The organism is Candidatus Tisiphia endosymbiont of Parasteatoda lunata, assembly GCF_964030955.1.
GTDB lineage: Bacteria > Pseudomonadota > Alphaproteobacteria > Rickettsiales > Rickettsiaceae > Tisiphia.
In genome coordinates this window covers 1,869,458-1,887,038 of sequence record NZ_OZ035003.1, presented here as the reverse complement: position 1 = coordinate 1,887,038, position 17,581 = coordinate 1,869,458, and the positions used below count along the sequence as shown (strand labels likewise).

Annotated in this window: 18 protein-coding genes; 9 read left to right on the top strand and 9 right to left on the bottom strand. The window is 32.6% G+C overall.

All coding sequences use genetic code 11. The annotated features are described in order from the left end of the window. Nucleotides 1–78: 78 nt before the first annotated feature. From AAHN00_RS11875 to AAHN00_RS11865, 3 genes are all read right to left on the bottom strand, one after another. A complete protein-coding gene (locus AAHN00_RS11875) occupies nt 79–1,074 on the bottom strand; it encodes an IS5 family transposase (protein WP_342271376.1) in 996 nt (331 codons plus the stop codon). A 152-nt stretch (nt 1,075–1,226) separates the two neighbouring features. Continuing rightward, complete coding sequence (locus AAHN00_RS11870; RefSeq protein ID WP_342271375.1) at nt 1,227–1,412, bottom strand: hypothetical protein; 186 nt, start codon at nt 1,410–1,412, stop codon at nt 1,227–1,229. A 47-nt stretch (nt 1,413–1,459) separates the two neighbouring features. After that, nucleotides 1,460–2,167, bottom strand: coding sequence for an IS6 family transposase (locus AAHN00_RS11865; protein ID WP_342271374.1), 708 nt, complete (start codon nt 2,165–2,167; stop codon nt 1,460–1,462). A 487-nt stretch (nt 2,168–2,654) separates the two neighbouring features. Here AAHN00_RS11865 and AAHN00_RS11860 point away from each other — a divergent pair, with 487 nt between their 5' ends. The 7 genes from AAHN00_RS11860 to AAHN00_RS11830 all read left to right on the top strand — a co-directional run bounded on the left by AAHN00_RS11860 (nt 2,655) and on the right by AAHN00_RS11830 (nt 9,778). Further along, on the top strand, nt 2,655–3,092 hold the full coding sequence (locus AAHN00_RS11860) for a transposase (protein WP_342270975.1): 438 nt from the start codon (nt 2,655–2,657) through the stop codon (nt 3,090–3,092). Continuing rightward, on the top strand, nt 3,059–3,472 hold the full coding sequence (locus AAHN00_RS11855; protein ID WP_342271373.1) for a hypothetical protein: 414 nt from the start codon (nt 3,059–3,061) through the stop codon (nt 3,470–3,472). The genes AAHN00_RS11860 and AAHN00_RS11855 overlap by 34 nt, the downstream gene beginning before the upstream one ends. A gap of 274 nt (nt 3,473–3,746) precedes the next feature. After that, the gene (locus AAHN00_RS11850) at nt 3,747–4,328 is read left to right on the top strand and encodes a transposase (protein WP_410521452.1); all 582 of its coding nucleotides are present in this window, start codon (nt 3,747–3,749) and stop codon (nt 4,326–4,328) included. A gap of 989 nt (nt 4,329–5,317) precedes the next feature. Next, nucleotides 5,318–6,259, top strand: coding sequence for a tRNA pseudouridine(55) synthase TruB (gene truB, locus AAHN00_RS11845; protein ID WP_342271372.1), 942 nt, complete (start codon nt 5,318–5,320; stop codon nt 6,257–6,259). Next, on the top strand, nt 6,237–6,506 hold the full coding sequence (rpsO, locus tag AAHN00_RS11840; RefSeq protein WP_341747982.1) for a 30S ribosomal protein S15: 270 nt from the start codon (nt 6,237–6,239) through the stop codon (nt 6,504–6,506). Before truB ends, rpsO begins: the two co-directional genes overlap by 23 nt. Nucleotides 6,507–6,571: 65 nt before the next feature. Next, nucleotides 6,572–8,821 (top strand): polyribonucleotide nucleotidyltransferase, encoded by a 2,250-nt coding sequence (pnp, locus tag AAHN00_RS11835; RefSeq protein ID WP_342271371.1) that lies wholly within the window; start codon nt 6,572–6,574, stop codon nt 8,819–8,821. A gap of 159 nt (nt 8,822–8,980) precedes the next feature. Further along, nucleotides 8,981–9,778 carry an N-acetylmuramoyl-L-alanine amidase gene (locus AAHN00_RS11830; RefSeq protein WP_342271370.1) on the top strand — a complete coding sequence of 266 codons (798 nt, stop codon included), beginning with the start codon at nt 8,981–8,983 and terminating at the stop codon, nt 9,776–9,778. 313 nt (nt 9,779–10,091) lie between these two features. Here the strand turns inward: AAHN00_RS11830 and AAHN00_RS11825 are convergent, their stop codons facing one another. After that, the gene (locus AAHN00_RS11825) at nt 10,092–10,835 is read right to left on the bottom strand and encodes a lysophospholipid acyltransferase family protein (RefSeq protein WP_342271369.1); all 744 of its coding nucleotides are present in this window, start codon (nt 10,833–10,835) and stop codon (nt 10,092–10,094) included. Between the two features lie 95 nt (nt 10,836–10,930). On the opposite strand from AAHN00_RS11825, the gene trpS reads away from it, so the two are divergent. Next, entirely contained in the window at nt 10,931–11,920 is a 990-nt protein-coding gene (gene trpS / locus AAHN00_RS11820; protein ID WP_342271368.1) for a tryptophan--tRNA ligase, read from the top strand. Nucleotides 11,921–11,948: 28 nt separating this feature from the next. Here trpS and lpdA read toward each other — a convergent pair whose 3' ends face one another. The 5 genes from lpdA to AAHN00_RS11795 all read right to left on the bottom strand — a co-directional run bounded on the left by lpdA (nt 11,949) and on the right by AAHN00_RS11795 (nt 15,828). Then, nucleotides 11,949–13,346 (bottom strand): dihydrolipoyl dehydrogenase, encoded by a 1,398-nt coding sequence (gene lpdA / locus AAHN00_RS11815; RefSeq protein WP_342271367.1) that lies wholly within the window; start codon nt 13,344–13,346, stop codon nt 11,949–11,951. A 94-nt stretch (nt 13,347–13,440) separates the two neighbouring features. Then, on the bottom strand, nt 13,441–13,830 hold the full coding sequence (locus AAHN00_RS11810) for a type II toxin-antitoxin system VapC family toxin (RefSeq protein WP_342271366.1): 390 nt from the start codon (nt 13,828–13,830) through the stop codon (nt 13,441–13,443). Further along, nucleotides 13,817–14,059 (bottom strand): AbrB/MazE/SpoVT family DNA-binding domain-containing protein, encoded by a 243-nt coding sequence (locus AAHN00_RS11805; RefSeq protein ID WP_342271365.1) that lies wholly within the window; start codon nt 14,057–14,059, stop codon nt 13,817–13,819. The genes AAHN00_RS11810 and AAHN00_RS11805 overlap by 14 nt, the downstream gene beginning before the upstream one ends. A gap of 237 nt (nt 14,060–14,296) precedes the next feature. Beyond that, nucleotides 14,297–15,040, bottom strand: a complete 744-nt coding sequence (locus AAHN00_RS11800; protein ID WP_342272668.1) for a methyltransferase domain-containing protein — start codon at nt 15,038–15,040, stop codon at nt 14,297–14,299. Between the two features lie 62 nt (nt 15,041–15,102). Beyond that, complete coding sequence (locus tag AAHN00_RS11795) at nt 15,103–15,828, bottom strand: lytic transglycosylase domain-containing protein (RefSeq protein WP_342260002.1); 726 nt, start codon at nt 15,826–15,828, stop codon at nt 15,103–15,105. 227 nt (nt 15,829–16,055) lie between these two features. Here AAHN00_RS11795 and AAHN00_RS11790 point away from each other — a divergent pair, with 227 nt between their 5' ends. Beyond that, complete coding sequence (locus tag AAHN00_RS11790) at nt 16,056–17,558, top strand: Npt1/Npt2 family nucleotide transporter (protein ID WP_341755140.1); 1,503 nt, start codon at nt 16,056–16,058, stop codon at nt 17,556–17,558. The last annotated feature ends 23 nt before the right edge of the window (nt 17,559–17,581 follow it).

Genomic DNA, 17,581 nt, shown 5'->3' with positions numbered 1-17,581 from the left:
GCTGCCAGTATAACCAAGATCAACAAACGATTTTTTTATCTTTATTCCAGTTACATTTTCTACCGCTTCAAAACTCTGCTACAATGTATGACCATCATAAGGATTATTATGAAACGATTTTGCTGACAGTACAAAATTTCTACGACCACTGACTACTACCGCAACTTTATTGCCAAACTCATATGGCTTGTTTCGTTTTCCCTTCACTATACACTCTACCTCAGGGGCATGAAAACTATACAATATTTTATTCTGTTCTTTGTATTGCTTTTTCTCTTCTCTTTTTAAAACAGATTGGCTATGTATTTGTTTTACTTTTTTCAATACTTCTTGATCTCTGATAGATAAGTTTAATTTCTGATTTTTTATCTCACGCTCACATATTCTAACCAAACGACCAAGTAACGTTTTTAAATGCTTCATTATTTTCCAACGCTTCTTGCCTTTGCTATGCTCTTTATACTTCCAGAGCTTTATTATATCTCGCTTATAGGTTCTAGCGTAGGTTTCGTTTAAACTTATACCCAAACTTTGGCAAAGCTTCACAATACTAAGCCTAGCTTTATCCATTAAATAAACATCATGTGGGTGCTTGATATTCTTAATTTGTACCGTTGTATCAGCAATTATCAATTCCAAATCTTTTTTTTTAATTGTGTTAGTTCTTATTCCAACTCTTATCAACTCTGCTAATATCTCGTTATATCCAGATTCACCTAATAAATTACGAAATCTTCTTATGCTAGTTTCCGACATCGCTATATCTGTTTCTATATATTCCCACCCACAGAAATATTGCCAATACATGTTTTCTTTTAGTTCTTCCTCTGCTAATGAATCTGAAAAATTATACATTGCTTGTAGCATCGTTACACCAAGCATCACTCTATGACATTTTCTATTTCTACCAAATCTCTTAATAGAAACATTTTTTGATAACCATTCTTCTAGACCAGACCAATTTATTAATTCTCTTAATTTATATAGCTTATTATTTGAGTTTAATTCTTCTTTTAATTTATAACCAAAAAGTTTTCCTTGTTTTTGTGATTTGATAATATTTTCTATTGGCATATTGACTGAAATCCATAAGGTTTATTAGCATATTTTAACATTTTCTTATGGATTTCTTTATTATTTTCTGCCATTAAACCCTATTATCTATAAGACTTATAGAGTTTTGCCGGACAGACTTTCTAATTAAGTGTGTAAATTTTTCATAGGGCTTAAATTCTACCTTCAAATTTTATCAAAAAGTGAGCCATAGCTGCGTTCCAGTTTGGAATCGGCATAACCCATTTCTTGGTCATATAATCAATTGCCAAATATAAGGTCTTAAAAACAGCATTATCATTTGGAAAAACCCGTTTATTCTTAGTAACCTTACGTAATTGGCTATGGTTTTGTCGCATCTATAAATCATACTACATCAAGATTGTTAAAACTAAGGTTTTGGACATTATGATGCCATTAACATAGCAAAATTCTCAAAAGTAGAAAGATTATCATTAGCTCCAATTATTTGTCTTTTTTGCATCATACGAATATTTTCTATACCGGTAATAGTCATTTCTGCAGAATGAAAACTCTTAAAACCAAGCATTGGCTTTGTACGTTTTTTGATAAACCTATGATCTTGTTCTACAAGATTATTTAGGTATTTGGTCTGAATAACCTTAATTTTATAATCTTTAGGAACTTCTGTATTCAAATCATTAAGAGCAGCCGTATTACTACCGCTTTTATCAATTACTACTTTCTCAGGAAAATTATTCTCTCTAAAGGCTTTACGAAAAAATGCAAGTGCTGCAGGCTTGTCTCTATGCTTACGTAGCAGAAAGTCTACAGTATTACCAAGACTATCTAGTGCTCTATATAAATAAACCCATTTAGCGTTTAATTTAATATAAGTCTCATCCATTCTCCAACTACTACCAACTGGCTTCTTTCTTTTTCTAACCACCTGATCTATCAATGGTACAAATTTTATAACCCATCTTTGTAATTTAGAGTGATCAATTTTTGCTCCCCTTATACTCATCATTTCTTCCAAATCTCGATAACTTAAAGAAAATCGGCATTTCATATAGACAAATAACATTATTATTTCTGGTGAAGAACAAAATCCTTTGAAATATGATAATAATCTTGCAGTAATACGAAACATCTTAACATCTTTTTTAGATCATTATATCAATCTTTTTTCTATTGTCCAACATATGCGACAGAACCATTTTTGTTGATCATCTAGTGTTAAGTATGGCTTTTTTAATAATTCGTTTATATTATAAATATATTTATCATCATTAATCCATATTTTATAGTCACCTTTTTGGTTAAAACCCCCAGCTTCAGCTGGGAAAGACTTCAGTCCTTGTTCTAATATTTCAATTCACTATAACTTGAATATATGATATTTTAATATACATAAGAGCAAGCTCTTCATGTATATTAAAATATCATATATGACAGATTATAACAAGACTAGCCACACTGTATTTTACCATCGCTTTCATGTTGTTTGGATCACTAAATAGTCTCCCCGTCAAAAGTCTAGAAGAATAATATATAATATGCTTAGCAGATAAAAATATATAGAGAATCCATAAGAAAAAGCTATAATATTGGCAAAAAACTTAAGGATTATCTGATTAATGCCGATAGAAAATATAACAAAGTTGCAAAGACAAGGACAACTTTTTGGTTACAAACTGACCGAAGAATTAAACCACAATAATAAATTATATAAATTAAGATCATTAATAAATTGGTCTAGTTTAGAGGAATGGTTGTCAGCAAATGTTGATATTAAGAAATTTGGTAGGAATCGCAGATGTCACCGCCTGTTACTTGGTGTGACTATGCTGCAAGCGATGTATAACCTGTCAGATGCAGCGACTGAGGAAGAGTTAAGAGAGAACGTATATTGGCAGTATTTTTGTGGTTGGGAATATTTGCAGAAAGATGCTGAAATATCAGAAGCTAGTATCCGTCGGTTTCGTACTATATTAGGAGAAGATGGCTACAATGAGATATTAAAGGAGCTGATAAGAATCGGATGCAAAGCAGGTGTAGTAAAAAAAAAGACTTAGCATCGATAATAGTTGATACTACTGTACAAATTAAGAATATTAAGTATCCCCATGATGTGTACTTGATGGATAAGGCAAGAATAGAGCTAGTAAAGCTATGTCATGCCTTAGGCATCAAGTTAAATGAAACATATGCCAAGCAATATAAAAGAGATATATTAAAATTATGGAAATATAAGGATAATAGTAAAGCCAAGAAGCGTAAGAAAATAATGAGGCATGTAAAAGTATTACTGGGTCGTTTAGTTAGGATATGTCAGCGAGAAATAGCTAAAGCAAAGTTAAGTTTATCGGCAAGACAACAAGAAATACTGAATAAGATAAAAAAGATACAAGTACAATCTATATTGAGTAAAGCAGAAAAAGAACAATCTCAATAACAACCAGCTGAAGCTGGTGGGTTGATATCTAGACTGGAAGTCGCTATTACTCTAAAGAGATATTACTAATGCCTGTGCTATCTCTCTGATCCTAATTCTTATAAGTTACCTTGCAATACTTTTGTAGCGATATTTAGTGATCCAAACAACATGAAAGCGATGGTAAAATACAGTGTGGCTAGTCTTGTTATAATCTGTCATATATGATATTTTAATATACATAAGAGCAAGCTCTTCATGTATATTAAAATATCATATATTCAAGTTATAGTGAATTGAAATATTAGAACAAGGACTGAAGTCTTTCCCAGCTGAAGCTGGGGGTTTTAACCAAAAAGGTGACTATAAAGAAGAGAATAAAATATTATATAGTTTTCATGCACCGGAGGTAGAGTGCATTGGTAAAGGGAAATTAAACAAGCCATACGAGTTTGGTAATAAGGTTTCGATAGCAGTAAGTGGTCGGGGTAACTTTGTATTAGGGACAAAATCTTTTCATGGCAATCCATATGATGGGCATACATTATCGGAGACTGTAGAGATTGTAAAAGAATTAACAGGAGTTGAAGTAGCAAGAACCTTTGTTGACTCAGGTTACAAGGGGAATAATTTTAAGGAGAAGGGCAAAGTGTATAGCCCATATTGCAAGAAGAAACTATCGTCAGATGATAAGGCAATGCTCAAGAGACGGAGTGCCATAGAACCGATAATAGGGCATCTTAAAAGTTATGGTAGAGTTGGCAGAAACTACCTGAAAGGGGTAATAGGAGATGTCATTAATCCGTTAATTTCCGCTGTAGGATTGAACTTACGGTGTATTGCGAATCATTTACTCAAAACAAATTTTTCTATATAGAAATTAGTCAGTAAAAAAATAATCAAATAATTACAAAATCGTTAATAAATCATCATGCAAAAATTCTCTAAAAATCATCTTTTTGTACCAAAAATTTAAATCAAAAAAATTAAACTCTCAAATTTTATACAAGAATTTTTGGCTAAGGTATTAAATTTTGAATTTTTCTTAATTTTTAGCACTTTTGACGGGGAGACTAAATATCGCTACAAAAGTATTGCAGGGTAACTTATAAGAATTAGGATCAGAGAGATAGCACAGGCATTAGTAATATCTCTTTAGAGTAATAGCGACTTCCAGTCTAGATATCAACCCACCAGCTTCAGCTGGTTGTTATTGAGTTGTATCATCATGAGTTAATGTTTCGTTGTTTATGTCTTTAGATATTCCTTTACCAAAGAGCCACATAGATGATAAGCCATAACATATACCTTTTGCCACATTAAAATAATGAATAAATTTTATTTTATAGTTTATATAATCTTGTTCTTGTTTTAACAAGTTTGTAGTATTAATACGACTAGACCGAATACTTTGGGGATATTCTAGCTGGTCTTCTGTTAAAAAATTTTTGCCCAATTCCTCATTTAATTGGTGTGCTAAAAATTTTGCTATATTCTCGATAAGGGTGTCTTAAGAAAACTCTCTATTCACCAATAAACTAGTGGTTTCAGTTTCTATTGTATTTTGTTTCGCCATATTATTTACCTCCTTGTATGTAACGAAGGAGTAATATAACATAATGTTAAACCGTTTGCAACGGGTTTTTTACAATAATACAATTATTATAATTTCTTAAATATCAATTTGTCTAGTAAAGCTCCTTTCTCTCAATTTTTTATCTCCTCTTAATCCGAAATTTGAGTATAATATTATCTGTAATGTTTAAAGCGTATTTTGTAAGAAAAATAGTGTTTTTTTCATAGGATAGGATTATGCTAAGATTTAAACTACTCTTATGCTAACAATATTCGTAAATAACCGAACAAATGACGTTTTACCTTAATAATTGCTGGCTTAATATCTATAAACCTAAAGGCATCAGTTCAGCAAGGCTTGTTTCTATAGTTAAAAAAAACCTTGCAGGGGCTAAAGTTGGTCATTGTGGGACTTTGGATGTTGAAGCTGAAGGTGTATTACCTTTGGCAATTGGTGAAGCAACAAAACTAGTACGAGTTCTAGTAGATGCAAAGAAAACTTACATTTTTACGGTGCAGTTTGGTAGGCAAACTGATACAGCAGATGCTTCAGGAAAAATAATAAAGGTTACTGATAATATTCCTACTTCAATTGATTGCCATAATATATGTAAAAAATTCATAGGTACAATAAAACAACGTCCTCCTGCCTTTTCTGCTATAAAAGTTAACGGTATTAGATCCTATAAATTAGCACGAGAAAATTTGACAGTCGAATTAACCCCTCGGAATATTGAAATATATAATCTAGAATGTGTTAATTTTGACCATCAAAATAATCAAGCTACCTATAGGGTAGAATGCTCTAAAGGGACTTATGTAAGGACTCTAGCAGAAGATATTACTTTATCCTTGCAAAGTTTAGGATTTGTGGTAGAATTACAGCGTACTAAAGTTGGAATATTTGCAGCATGCAATGCTATTAAATTAACAGAACTTGATATACAAAAGCAAGAAATGAAACAGTTTCTTGCAGAAAAAGCTATAAAGATTGAAGCAGTACTGGACGACATCCTGGTGCTTGATGCTACTACTGACCAAGCTAAGAAAATCATTCATGGTCAGAAATGCTATTTTGATTATCCTGAAAATATTGAATTAATTTGGATTCGGTATCATGACTCTCTCTTAGCAATTGGTAGCTTGAGTGAAAATTGCTTTAATTCTTTCCGAGTATTTAACCTAATAAAAATAAACGTGGAGATTAATGATGTCGATTACAGCACAGCGTAAGCAGCAATTAATTACAGAATATGCTACTAAAGAAAACGATACTGGTTCTAGTGAAGTGCAATGTGCAATTCTAACTGAAAGAATCAATAACTTAACAGGGCATTTTAAAACTAATCACAAAGATTATTCTTCGAGAAGAGGATTATTGATGTTAGTTGGTCGTAGGCGTCGATTGTTGGATTATATCAAGAAGCAAAGTCTAAGCAGATATTTGTCGTTGATTAATAAACTAGGAATAAGAAAGTAAAATAAAGCCCGGTTAAAAAATCAAAATTTTAGCCGGGTTTTTTGTTCATTAAATAAGGAATAAGAATGTTTGAAGAAATAACAAAAACGATAGAATTAGGTGGAAAACGACTAGAATTAACTACTGGTAAAATTGCTCGTCAAGCTGATGGAGCAGTTATGGTAAAAATGGGAGGAAGTGTTTTATTATGTACTGCCGTGAGTAGCAAAGAAGTAAAAGAAGGGATAGGATTCTTTCCTCTTACTGTACACTACAAAGAAATGGCATTTGCTGCTGGTAAAATACCTGGAGGATTTTTTAAAAGAGAAGGTAAAGGGTCAGAAAAAGAAGTATTACTCTCACGCTTGATCGACAGACCGATTAGACCATTATTCCACCCAGCATTTCTTAATGAAACACAAGTAATATGTACTGTTCTTTCATACGATCCTGAATGTAATACGGATATATTAGCAATTATTGGAGCATCGGCTGCATTGGCTTTGTCTAATGCACCCTATCAAGATATAGTAGCAGCTAGCAGAGTTGGTTTGATAAATGATCAATTCATATTAAACCCTTCATTTAGCCAATTAAAGGATAGTAAATTAGACTTAGTAGTGGCAGGCACTAAGACGTCAGTTATGATGGTTGAGTCTGAAGCCGATCTATTGTCCGAAGAAAAAATGTTGGAAGCTATTGAGTTTGGTCACAAGGCATTACAGCCTGTAATTGAATTGATTAATGACTTAGTAAATATTGCTGGGAAACCTAAATTACAGCTTACCGATTTATTCCCTACTAGCTTAAAGGAACAAATTAGAAGCATCGCATCAGAAGATATTCAGCATGCTTTTTCTATCAAATCAAAACAAGAAAGGGTCTTAGCGGTAAAGCATGTTTCTGATATAATTAAGCGACATTTTGCCGAAGATATTGCTAATAATAATCTTACTAATGCTCAGATTGAGTTCGCTCTTAAAGAAGTAGAATCAGAAATATTACGGCAAAACGTATTAAAGAGTAATATTCGTATCGATGGTAGAAAACCGGAAGATATAAGAAACATAGCTTGTGAAGTGGCTTTGTTGCCAAAAACACATGGTTCAAGCTTGTTTACTAGAGGAGAAACACAAAGTTTAGTAGTTACAACACTAGGTACTGGTCAAGATGAACAAATTGTTGATAGTTTAGACGGGGAATATAAAGAGCGTTTTATGCTTAACTATATTTTCCCTCCTTATTCAGTAGGCGAAGCAACCCCAGTAAGAGCTCCTGGTCGCAGAGAGATAGGTCATGGCAAACTAGCATGGAGAGCCATTAACCGCATGCTGCCAACTAAAGAACAATTCCCTTATTCTATTAGAGTAGTGTCAGAAATTACCTCTTGTAATGGCTCATCATCCATGGCTACTGTTTGTGGTAGTTCCATGGCTCTTATGGATGCTGGAGTACCGATCAAAACTCCTATAGCAGGTATTGCTATGGGTTTGATAAAAGAAGGTGATAAGTTTGTAGTATTATCAGATATTATGGGGGATGAAGATCATCTTGGAGATATGGATTTTAAAGTAGCTGGTGGCACACACGGCATAACCGCATTACAAATGGATATAAAAATATCTGGAGTAACGTTTGAAATAATGAAGCATGTTTTAGTTCAAGCAAAGCTTGGTCTTGTTCATATTTTACAAGAAATGGATAAGACTATTAATAAAACCAATAACCATATTAGCCAGTATGCACCTTGTATTCAAAGTTTTAAAATTGATAAAGATAAAATTAGAGACGTCATAGGACCGGGTGGTAAAGTAATACGCGAAATTTGTGATATGACATCGGCTAAAATTGACATAAGCGACGATGGCAATGTAACTGTTTCGGCTATAGGCAAAGAGAAGCTAGATATGGCTGTCGAAAAAATTAAGTCAATTGCTTTTGATCCTGAAATAGGCGGCATATTCAATGGAACTGTTGTTAAAATATTAGACTCTGGAGCATTTATCAATTATTTAAGTAATCGTGATGGATTCATCCATATTAGTGAAATCTCGAAGGAACGTATTGAGTCTGTATCTAGTGTTTTAAAACATGGGGATATAGTAAAAGTTAAACTTATTGGTTTCGACAATAAAGGCAAAGCTAAATTAACCATAAAAAATATCGATGCTGAAATTACTCGGGACGTTACAACTAATCAAAAATCTGAGTCTTATAAAGATAACAGTGATAATAATGGTAATAAACGCGAATATGCAAAGAAATGGCAAAATAATAAAACAGCCTCCTCTAATGAAGATGAAGTTGTAACTAAGGAGCGTAAGTATTTTAACTGATTAAGGTATTGACTCAATAAAAATACAATGCTACAAATATTAAGTACTAGATTGTTATATCTAGATATAACAATCTAGTGAGTTACGCTAAACAATTTGGCTGTATATTATTGTTCAGCGTAAATATAATTAGGTTAAAATTATTTAATGGAGGTTGTAATGAGTAAAAATAAGGGTGTTAGCACTACTAATGATAGTAAATTTTTTGCACCTAGAGAACTGGGGGTAGAGCCAAGTTGTGTAGTACTAACCTATTCCGTTGGTAATACATTAAATTCTGCAATAGACACTTTGCAATATAATGGAACAAGCGTACATTACATAATAGATAAAGAACCAAACAACAAAAAAGAGCAGCAATACCAATACCATAATGACTTAGAGTCAAAAACCTTTTTTGCTGGTAAGAGTAGTTGGAAAGGGCAAGAGAAAGTTAATGATTTTGGCATAAGCATTATGTTTATTAATGATGCAGAAAGTGCTTTTACAGAATCTCAAATAAGTAAAGTAATAGAATTACTTAAAGATATTAAAGTTAGATACCCAAACTTGAATCTTGAGGAGAATCTTGTAGGGCTTGGTGAAGTTGCTGAAAGGCATGTAGCACCCGGAAAATTCTTCCCTTGGAAACAACTTGCAGATGCTGGCTTTGGTAAATTTATACCTACTACGAAAGAACAAGCAGAACAGATATTAATACGAAAAGGTGATAAAGATACAGAAGTCTCTAAAAAAGTCTCTCATGTTCAAGAACAGTTAAAAGACCATGGTTATGGTATTGAAGTTGATGGAAAATGTGGTGATAAAACCGCCAGTTGGTTTGAGAAATTTAATACACGTTATGTTCCTGAACAATCCCCTCCAAATGAGTGGAGTGAGGCAAGTCAATTTGTTTTAGATGAACTTCACCCTAATGTAACTTTAGCAGGTGTTGTTGATCTTGAACATGTTGCTTAATCAGAATTGCTGTAATAAAAAATGTTCTTAGGGGTGATGTCACCGCCATTATGTCATCCCAGCGAAAGCTGGGATTTCAAAAACCTTTAAGTCTAAGGTGTTTTTAGATTTCCGCCTATGCGTCATTGCGAGCGAACGTACCTGAGCGTGGGGCAATCTATGAAGCTTGTCATATGGATTGCTTCTCGTCGACCTACGGTCTCCTCGCAATGACGGTTTTTTAACTTTCAACAGTTGTGGGTGTCATCCCTGTTCCTTCGGAAGTATATTCTTCTGCTTGCTCGCCCCTCATTTTCAAATCCAATTCTTTAAATCATTTGAATGTACCAGCTTGTTCAAATAATACTTGCTTTTCAGTATTGATTACCTGTTCTATCTTACTTGTCAATTCTCGAACATCAGATTGCTCTATTTCCTCTATCGGGATAACATCAATAATCTTTACTTGGATTACCCCTGGTTTCTTAATCCAAAAACCCTTTGGCCAGTATACTCCTGCATTGTGAGCCATCATCACGATCGGTACTTTTGCTAGTGAGGCTAATTTTGCTGCACTGGGTTTAAATTTGGCATTTTGTTCTGGTTTGAATCTAGTAGATTCAGGGAAAATAACCAACCATAAACCACTTTTTATCTTTTCTTGTCCTTCTCTTAAAATTTGACCAACTGAAATATTGGCATTACGATCTACGGCAATTGGCTTAACCATTTCCAATCCCCAACCGAATAATGGGATATTAAATAACTCTTTTTTTAATACCCAAGAATGTTCAGGTATAATTAATTGTACAAATATTTGTTCCCAGCATGATTGGTGATTAGACAATACTATAGAAGGAAATGAAGGCAATTTATCTAGACCAGAAACTTGGTATTTTAAACCACAAAAGATTCTAGCCAGCCAAATAAATACATAGGAGAAAATAACTCCAATCCTGTAACGTATATAATAGTTGACATTAAAAAATGTTACGGGTATGTAACATATAAGGAAGAATGTAATGGTAAATATAGCAAGTAATGCATAAAATGTTAATACTCTTAAACGCCAAAACATAGTTGGTTAATCTTAGTTGTTAATAATTAATGGGTACAATAGCATAAAATTGCGTCTACATATAGATATAATTAGTAATTATTCGGGGAAATTAAATGAAAAAAACAGCTCTATCCGGATGTCAAGTGACTGGAACTCTGCATTTAGGAAACTATCTCGGGGCAATTGTCAATTGGTCTAAGCTCCAAGATGAGTATAACTGCTTATTCTTTTTGGCCGATTTGCATGCTATTACTATAGAGCGTTCACCTATAGAGCTAAATTCTTCTATATTGCAAACTGTTGCTACATATATAGCAACAGGACTTTTGCCGGAGAAAACCACTATATTTGCCCAAAGTATGGTGAAGGAGCATACTGAACTTGCTTGGATATTAAATTGCGTTACTCCGCTTGGTTGGCTTAAACGGATGACTCAGTTTAAAGACAAAGCAGGAAAAGACCAAGAGAGTGCTGGTTTAGGATTATTGTCTTACCCAGTATTGATGGCAGCTGATATATTATTATATAATGCTGATATAGTACCCGTTGGCGATGATCAAAAACAACATTTAGAACTTACTAGAGATATTGCGGCTATTATCAACAGAAAATTCAATCAAGACATCCTAAAATTACCAGAACCATTAATTCAAGGCTCATCAAGAATAATGAGCTTAAAAGATGGTCGTAAAAAAATGAGTAAGTCTGATCCATCTGATTTATCTCGTATTAATTTAAATGATAGTCGAGATCAAATTTATCAAAAAATTAAAAAAGCTAAAACCGATCATTTAGCTGAGATTAGTTATGATCCTCAGAATAGACCGGAAATCAGCAATTTAATTAATATTTATTGCAGTTTATCTGGTAGTAATGTTGACACAATAGTTAATCAATACCAAAATACCGGTTTTGCTAAATTTAAGGATGATCTAGCTGATATTATCATCACAACTCTAACTCCCATTAATACCAAATATGCAGAGTTAATGAAAAACCAAGATGATCTAGTAAGCACACTACATGAAGGAGCGGATAAAGCTAGAATTACTGCTGCTAAAACTCTTACTGAAATCAAAAAATTATTTGGTTTTGTTGTGTAAAAAAACTAATTACTATTTAAACAGCTTCCTAAAAATTAATAGCCCTCTTATCTACAGCTAGAGCCGCTTCCTTTATGCCTTCACTCAAGGTAGGGTGGGCGTGGCAAGTTCTTGCTATATCTTCTGAAGAAGCCCCAAATTCCATAAATGCTACAAGCTCTGCAATCATAGTTCCAGCTGAACAGCCTATTATATGTGCTCCAAGTACTTTATCCGTTACGCTATCAGCTAATATTTTTACCATCCCATCAGTAAAGCCTGTGCTTCTCGCTCGACTATTTGCCAAAAACGGAAATTTACCAACTTTGTAATCAATCTTAGCTTCTTTCAATTGTTCTTCTGTTAAACCAACACTTGCCACTTCTGGATAAGTGTAGATAACACTTGGAATAAGATTATAATTAACATGACCTGCTAAGCCTGCCATAATTTCAGCGGCAGCAACAGCTTCCTCTTCTGCTTTATGAGCGAGCATAGGTCCGGCAATTACATCACCGACAGCATAAATATTCGGAATTATTGTTTGGAACTGGCTATTTACCGTAATTCTATTTTGTTTGTCCGTTTCAATAGCTAATTTATCTAAACCTAAATCTGTTGTATGGGCTTTTCTACCAACAGCCAATAACACTATATCAGTAGTTATTTGTTGCACTGAGTTATCGGCTGTTTGTTGTATATTCAAAATAACTTTTCCTGCTTTTTTCTCAGCAGACAGCACCTTAGTATTTAATCGCAATTCAATAGATTGCTTTTGCAGGATTTTGGTAAATTGACTGATAATCTCTTTATCTAAAGCTGGCACAATACTTTCAGCATATTCAATAACCGTTACTTTAGAACCAAGCCTATTCCATACCGAACCAAGCTCTAAACCGATATAACCACCACCAATCACTACCATAGTTTCTGGGACTTTAGCAAGATTCAAAGCTCCCGTTGATGAAACTATATATTCCTCATCAACAACAATATTAGGCATTTCAATAATATCAGAGCCAGTAGCAATTAAAATATTCTTAGCCGATATCTGCTCAATTGATGTACCGTTAGTAATTTCCACAAGATTGGCTGAAATAAATTTGGCACTTCCTGTAAATTTAGTGATTTTATTTTTTGCAAACAAGCTTTCTATGCCTTTGCATAAGTCTGACACTATCTGACTTTTTTTAGTCATCATTTTTTGTAAATCAAGTTTGGCTGAGGTCATAATGCCAATATCGGCACAATGGTTCAATACTTCATGATATTTCTCAGAGAAATTTAGCAATACCTTGGAAGGAATACAGCCAACATTTAGGCAAGTACCACCAAGCGTCACCCTTTTCTCTATACAGGCAACCTTCATACCCAACTGGGCTGCTCTTATTGCTCCTGTATAACCAGCAGGACCACCACCAATTACTATTAAATCAAATTCTTGCATATATTTTTCCTTACATATAATAATTAATGGCATTATAAACCATAAATATACGAACACTAATAGCTAATTTGAATTTAATTCAATTATTTTTTGATTATTTTATTGTAGTAAATATTGGCAGAGTTGATGCTTTATGGTCAAAAGTGAAACTAGTACTACAACCATTTAGTTTACCTATTAAAATATCAGCAAAATCTGTATTACAGTTCTCATATTCTCTAACAGTTAGCGATAAAGTTTTGTGATCCTCAAACCGGAATTCTATAGTAGCAAATATTTCTTTTAGTACATTTATTATTTGGTTTTTTGAATATTTATAACCTCGTCCTAAAACCCAAATTATTTCATAAACTACTATGTTATTAATAAATATAGAACCACTAATACCTGAATATTGCTCAATTAATTTTGTAGCTTTGCTACTCTGTACTTCGTCATCTTGAATCAAATAACGAATTAAAACATTAGTATCAATTCCGATCATATCGACTCTTAATGGATTCATTCATATCTTCGATACTTAATGGTGTTTTCGGTTTGGGAAGTATTCCTTTTAAATTTTTAACTGGCTTATTAATTGGCACTACTATAAAAGAGCCATCTTGTATAATGAACTCTAATTTACTGCCAGAAGATAAGTGTAGCTTGTTTCTAATATATGATGGGATAGTAACTTGTCCCTTACTTGTAACTGTTGAGCACTGTGATTTCATAAGATACCATATTATGTATACTCGGTGAACTTCAAGAATTGGCGTTGTCGTGTCTAAAGATCTCCGCTGCTCACGTACTAATGTACGCTCCGCTGCTCGACTTTGACACTCCTAGCTCTTCTTGAAGTTCACCTTCGTCTACCAACTCTTCATTTACGAGCAGTATATATTTGCTATGATTATTATAATAATGTAAGGAGAAAGTAAGAGCAAGCTATAAATGCTTATTTTTTCCTACTATTTTAAATTATGAGTTATTTTTATACTATTCTTACTCGGAGAGGCAATGAAGCTAATTATATTAATTTGTTCGGTAAAAGTGTTAGTATCATTGCTTAAAATAGAAAGCATTTGCTTCGATATTATATTATGAGAGTTTTTTAATAATGCTCCGGATTCTCCAATATTCTTTAATTCTCTAATGAAATCTAAAGGGCTTTTATAGCTCAGCTGAATATTTTCATAATCAACGATAATTTCTGTGAATCCTGCCTGTCCTAGTAAAGGTGTTACGTGATCAAAATGGATAAAAGGGGAAACATGTTGAAAGTGAGGGCGACTTAATGCTATTTCAGCTTCAATAAATTTCATTCGTAGTTCTTTTAGGCTGTTACCGCCGATAAAATTACCAATAAATAGACCATTTGGTTTTAAAATACGTTTTATCTGTAACAGAAAATTTTGTACATCATTGATCCAGTGTAGACCCAAGGAAAAAGTTATTAGGTCAAAACTAGCTGCTTTAAATGGTAAGTTTTCTTCATCAACTAGTAATTTGGGAGTATGGTCAAACGATTGTAACATAACATTTGATGCACTAGCCGCTACAATTATAGCATAGTTATAGTTCTGCGCTAATAGTTTAGTTAGTATACCAGTACGACATTCTAAATCTAAAATATCAGGAAATTCTTTATCAATAATATTTAGACGTTCAATAATATCGAATGCTGCATATTTAAAAAACGAACACTCAGCGATATTATCCACCACTTTGTCACGATTAGATTTTAACTTCTCACGATCAAATATAATTGTTACCTCTAGCTAGCTCTTGGTAATACTACCATAATATTACTCTTATATTTCCTAATATTACTTTCAAATGAAGCTCTCTGTTTATTCCTCAAAAGCATGTTTGTTGGCAGAGGAGGTGTATTATTATAATAATTGTACCCACTATACATGTTAATAGAGTTTTTATACAAGTCCATATTGTTAGCAATTTTGATAACATCTTGTTTATATTTAGAGCCAAACTCATGGGTGGCTGAATGGTAATGAGCAATTGCTTTGTGCCAACTACCTAACTGATCATATTTAGCTTTTAGGAATTTAGCAGCATAGGCGACGTTTTTCTTAGGATCAAAAGCTTGATTTAAAGAGTTAAATGCATTTAAATGATGTTTTAAGTTGATTTGCATACATCCTACATCAATATTTTCTTTGCCTTGAATAATTTGTTTTTTTACAAATGATATTGCCTCTTTTTTAGTATTAAAATAATAGCCTTTACCTTCAACATTGACAGTCCAAGGCCAAACCACTTTAATTTTATATTCAGTATGTTTTTTGCCCGATTCTTTTAAAGCTATCGAGTGTAAGGTATTAGGAGGAATTTTATGTACCTTTTCAAAGTAAGGAAACATCCTTGAGCATTTATGTGATTCAGCAATTTCTACGTCTATATTAGCATATGCTACATTAACATATAAATATAATGGAAAAAGAAACAATAAATATAGGGCTAATATTGACCTAATGGACATAATTATTATCATTTTACTTTATCTTTTGTAGCATATTAAAAATTTTCCTACAAGGCAAGTTATGTCTCGTTATCCTATAATTTTGTCACATAAATATTTTGTTAATAGAAAAATATGCTTATTTTCATTGACTTTATTAACATAGAGCTTTAAAAGGTTTAGTTCGGCTTCATTACATTATCTATGTTAAATAGTGTTAGTCTTTAGGTAATTTTTTGTATAAAATAATGTTACCATTCAAAAGTATTTTTACTAAAATTCAGGAAATCATTTGGCCTATAGAAAGAGAGGAATTGAAACTTTTTTTGCCTATGGCATTAATGATGCTGTGTATTCTTTTTAATTTTGGAACACTTAGATCCGTTAAAGACGGATTGGTCATACCATCAATAGGAGCAGAAGTCATTAGTTTCCTAAAACTTTGGTTTGTTCTTCCTTCCTCTATATTATTTACTATAATATATGTAAAACTTAGTAATCACGTACGTTTTGAATATATTTTTTATATAGTAATTTCGAGTTTTTTGCTTTTTTTCCTGATATTTGCTTATATCATTTACCCTAATCAGGAGTTTTATCATCCAAATGCTGAGCAGGTAGAACATTTAGTATCATTGTATCCTAATTTTCGATGGTTTATCAAGATAATGGGTAAATGGAGTTATGCTCTCATGTATATTTGTTCAGAATTATGGAGTGCAGTAATTATTAATCTAATGTTTTGGCAATTTGCTAATAATATTTTTGATACCAGTAAAGCGAAACGTTTCTATCCAATTTTAGGAATGGTAGGTAATGTTGGTCTGATTTTAGCTGGCAATGTATTAGTAGCTTTCTCAAATGTACGAGGGGTAGTCGATGCTCAAGTTATAATAAATGAAGATTTGCAATATAAATCAGAACTAATGCTACAACCTGTTATTTCTATAATAGTGTTTGTTGGTATAATTTCCATGCTGTTATTTAGGTTAATTAATTATCTTATTTTGAATGACGAGGTGCTAAAGGCTGATTTCCAAATAGTTCAAATACAGGCAAAAACTTCCTTATCACTTATGGATAGTATAAGGTTGGTTATTAACTCAAAATATATTGGACGCATTGCTTTATTGATAATTTGTTATGCACTACTAATTAATATAGTGGAAGGTCCGTGGAAAGCTAAGGTAAGGGAGCTTAATCCCAATATGTTAGATTATATACATTTTATGGGTAGGTTTAATATTTGGATGGGAATTTCCAGCGTTACTTTTATGATAGTTGGTAGTAATGTGATTAGGAAATTTACTTGGTTAATTTCAGCATTATTAACACCCTTAATGCTTTTGATAACTGGTTTAATGTTTTTTATCTTTGTTATTTTTTCAGAATATATAAGTTTTGGTATAAAAGACTTTAATCCAATTTATGTGGCTGTAATTATCGGAGGAGTACAAAATATTTTAAGTAAATCAACTAAATATTCGTTATTTGATTCAACAAAGGAAATGGCATATATTCCTTTATCATTAGAACTTCGAACAAAAGGTAAAGCTGCTGTTGAGGTTATTGGTATTAAATTTGGTAAGTCCTTAGGAGCTTTTATCCAGTCTTTTATATTTATTATAGTGCCTACTGCCACATGTGATTCAATAGTAGTTTATTTACTAACAATTTTTATTATTATAGTTATTTTGTGGTTTTGGAATATAGTACAACTAAACCGGGAATATGTGAAATTATGTAATTAGCATGCGAAAAAAGTTAATATATA

Coding starts and splice junctions, on each gene's coding strand:
- AAHN00_RS11870 (WP_342271375.1), bottom strand. CDS start 1,412: ATGCGACAAAACCATAGCCAATTACGTAAGGTTACTAAGAATAAACGG.
- AAHN00_RS11830 (WP_342271370.1), top strand. CDS start 8,981: ATGAGTAAAAATAAGGGTGTTAGCACTACTAATGATAGTAAATTTTTT.
- AAHN00_RS11795 (WP_342260002.1), bottom strand. CDS start 15,828: ATGTCCATTAGGTCAATATTAGCCCTATATTTATTGTTTCTTTTTCCA.
- rpsO (WP_341747982.1), top strand. CDS start 6,237: ATGTCGATTACAGCACAGCGTAAGCAGCAATTAATTACAGAATATGCT.
- AAHN00_RS11875 (WP_342271376.1), bottom strand. CDS start 1,074: ATGCCAATAGAAAATATTATCAAATCACAAAAACAAGGAAAACTTTTT.
- AAHN00_RS11825 (WP_342271369.1), bottom strand. CDS start 10,835: ATGTTTTGGCGTTTAAGAGTATTAACATTTTATGCATTACTTGCTATA.
- AAHN00_RS11860 (WP_342270975.1), top strand. CDS start 2,655: ATGCCGATAGAAAATATAACAAAGTTGCAAAGACAAGGACAACTTTTT.
- trpS (WP_342271368.1), top strand. CDS start 10,931: ATGAAAAAAACAGCTCTATCCGGATGTCAAGTGACTGGAACTCTGCAT.
- lpdA (WP_342271367.1), bottom strand. CDS start 13,346: ATGCAAGAATTTGATTTAATAGTAATTGGTGGTGGTCCTGCTGGTTAT.
- AAHN00_RS11855 (WP_342271373.1), top strand. CDS start 3,059: ATGCAAAGCAGGTGTAGTAAAAAAAAAGACTTAGCATCGATAATAGTT.
- AAHN00_RS11810 (WP_342271366.1), bottom strand. CDS start 13,830: ATGATCGGAATTGATACTAATGTTTTAATTCGTTATTTGATTCAAGAT.
- truB (WP_342271372.1), top strand. CDS start 5,318: ATGACGTTTTACCTTAATAATTGCTGGCTTAATATCTATAAACCTAAA.
- AAHN00_RS11790 (WP_341755140.1), top strand. CDS start 16,056: ATGTTACCATTCAAAAGTATTTTTACTAAAATTCAGGAAATCATTTGG.
- pnp (WP_342271371.1), top strand. CDS start 6,572: ATGTTTGAAGAAATAACAAAAACGATAGAATTAGGTGGAAAACGACTA.
- AAHN00_RS11865 (WP_342271374.1), bottom strand. CDS start 2,167: ATGTTTCGTATTACTGCAAGATTATTATCATATTTCAAAGGATTTTGT.
- AAHN00_RS11805 (WP_342271365.1), bottom strand. CDS start 14,059: ATGAAATCACAGTGCTCAACAGTTACAAGTAAGGGACAAGTTACTATC.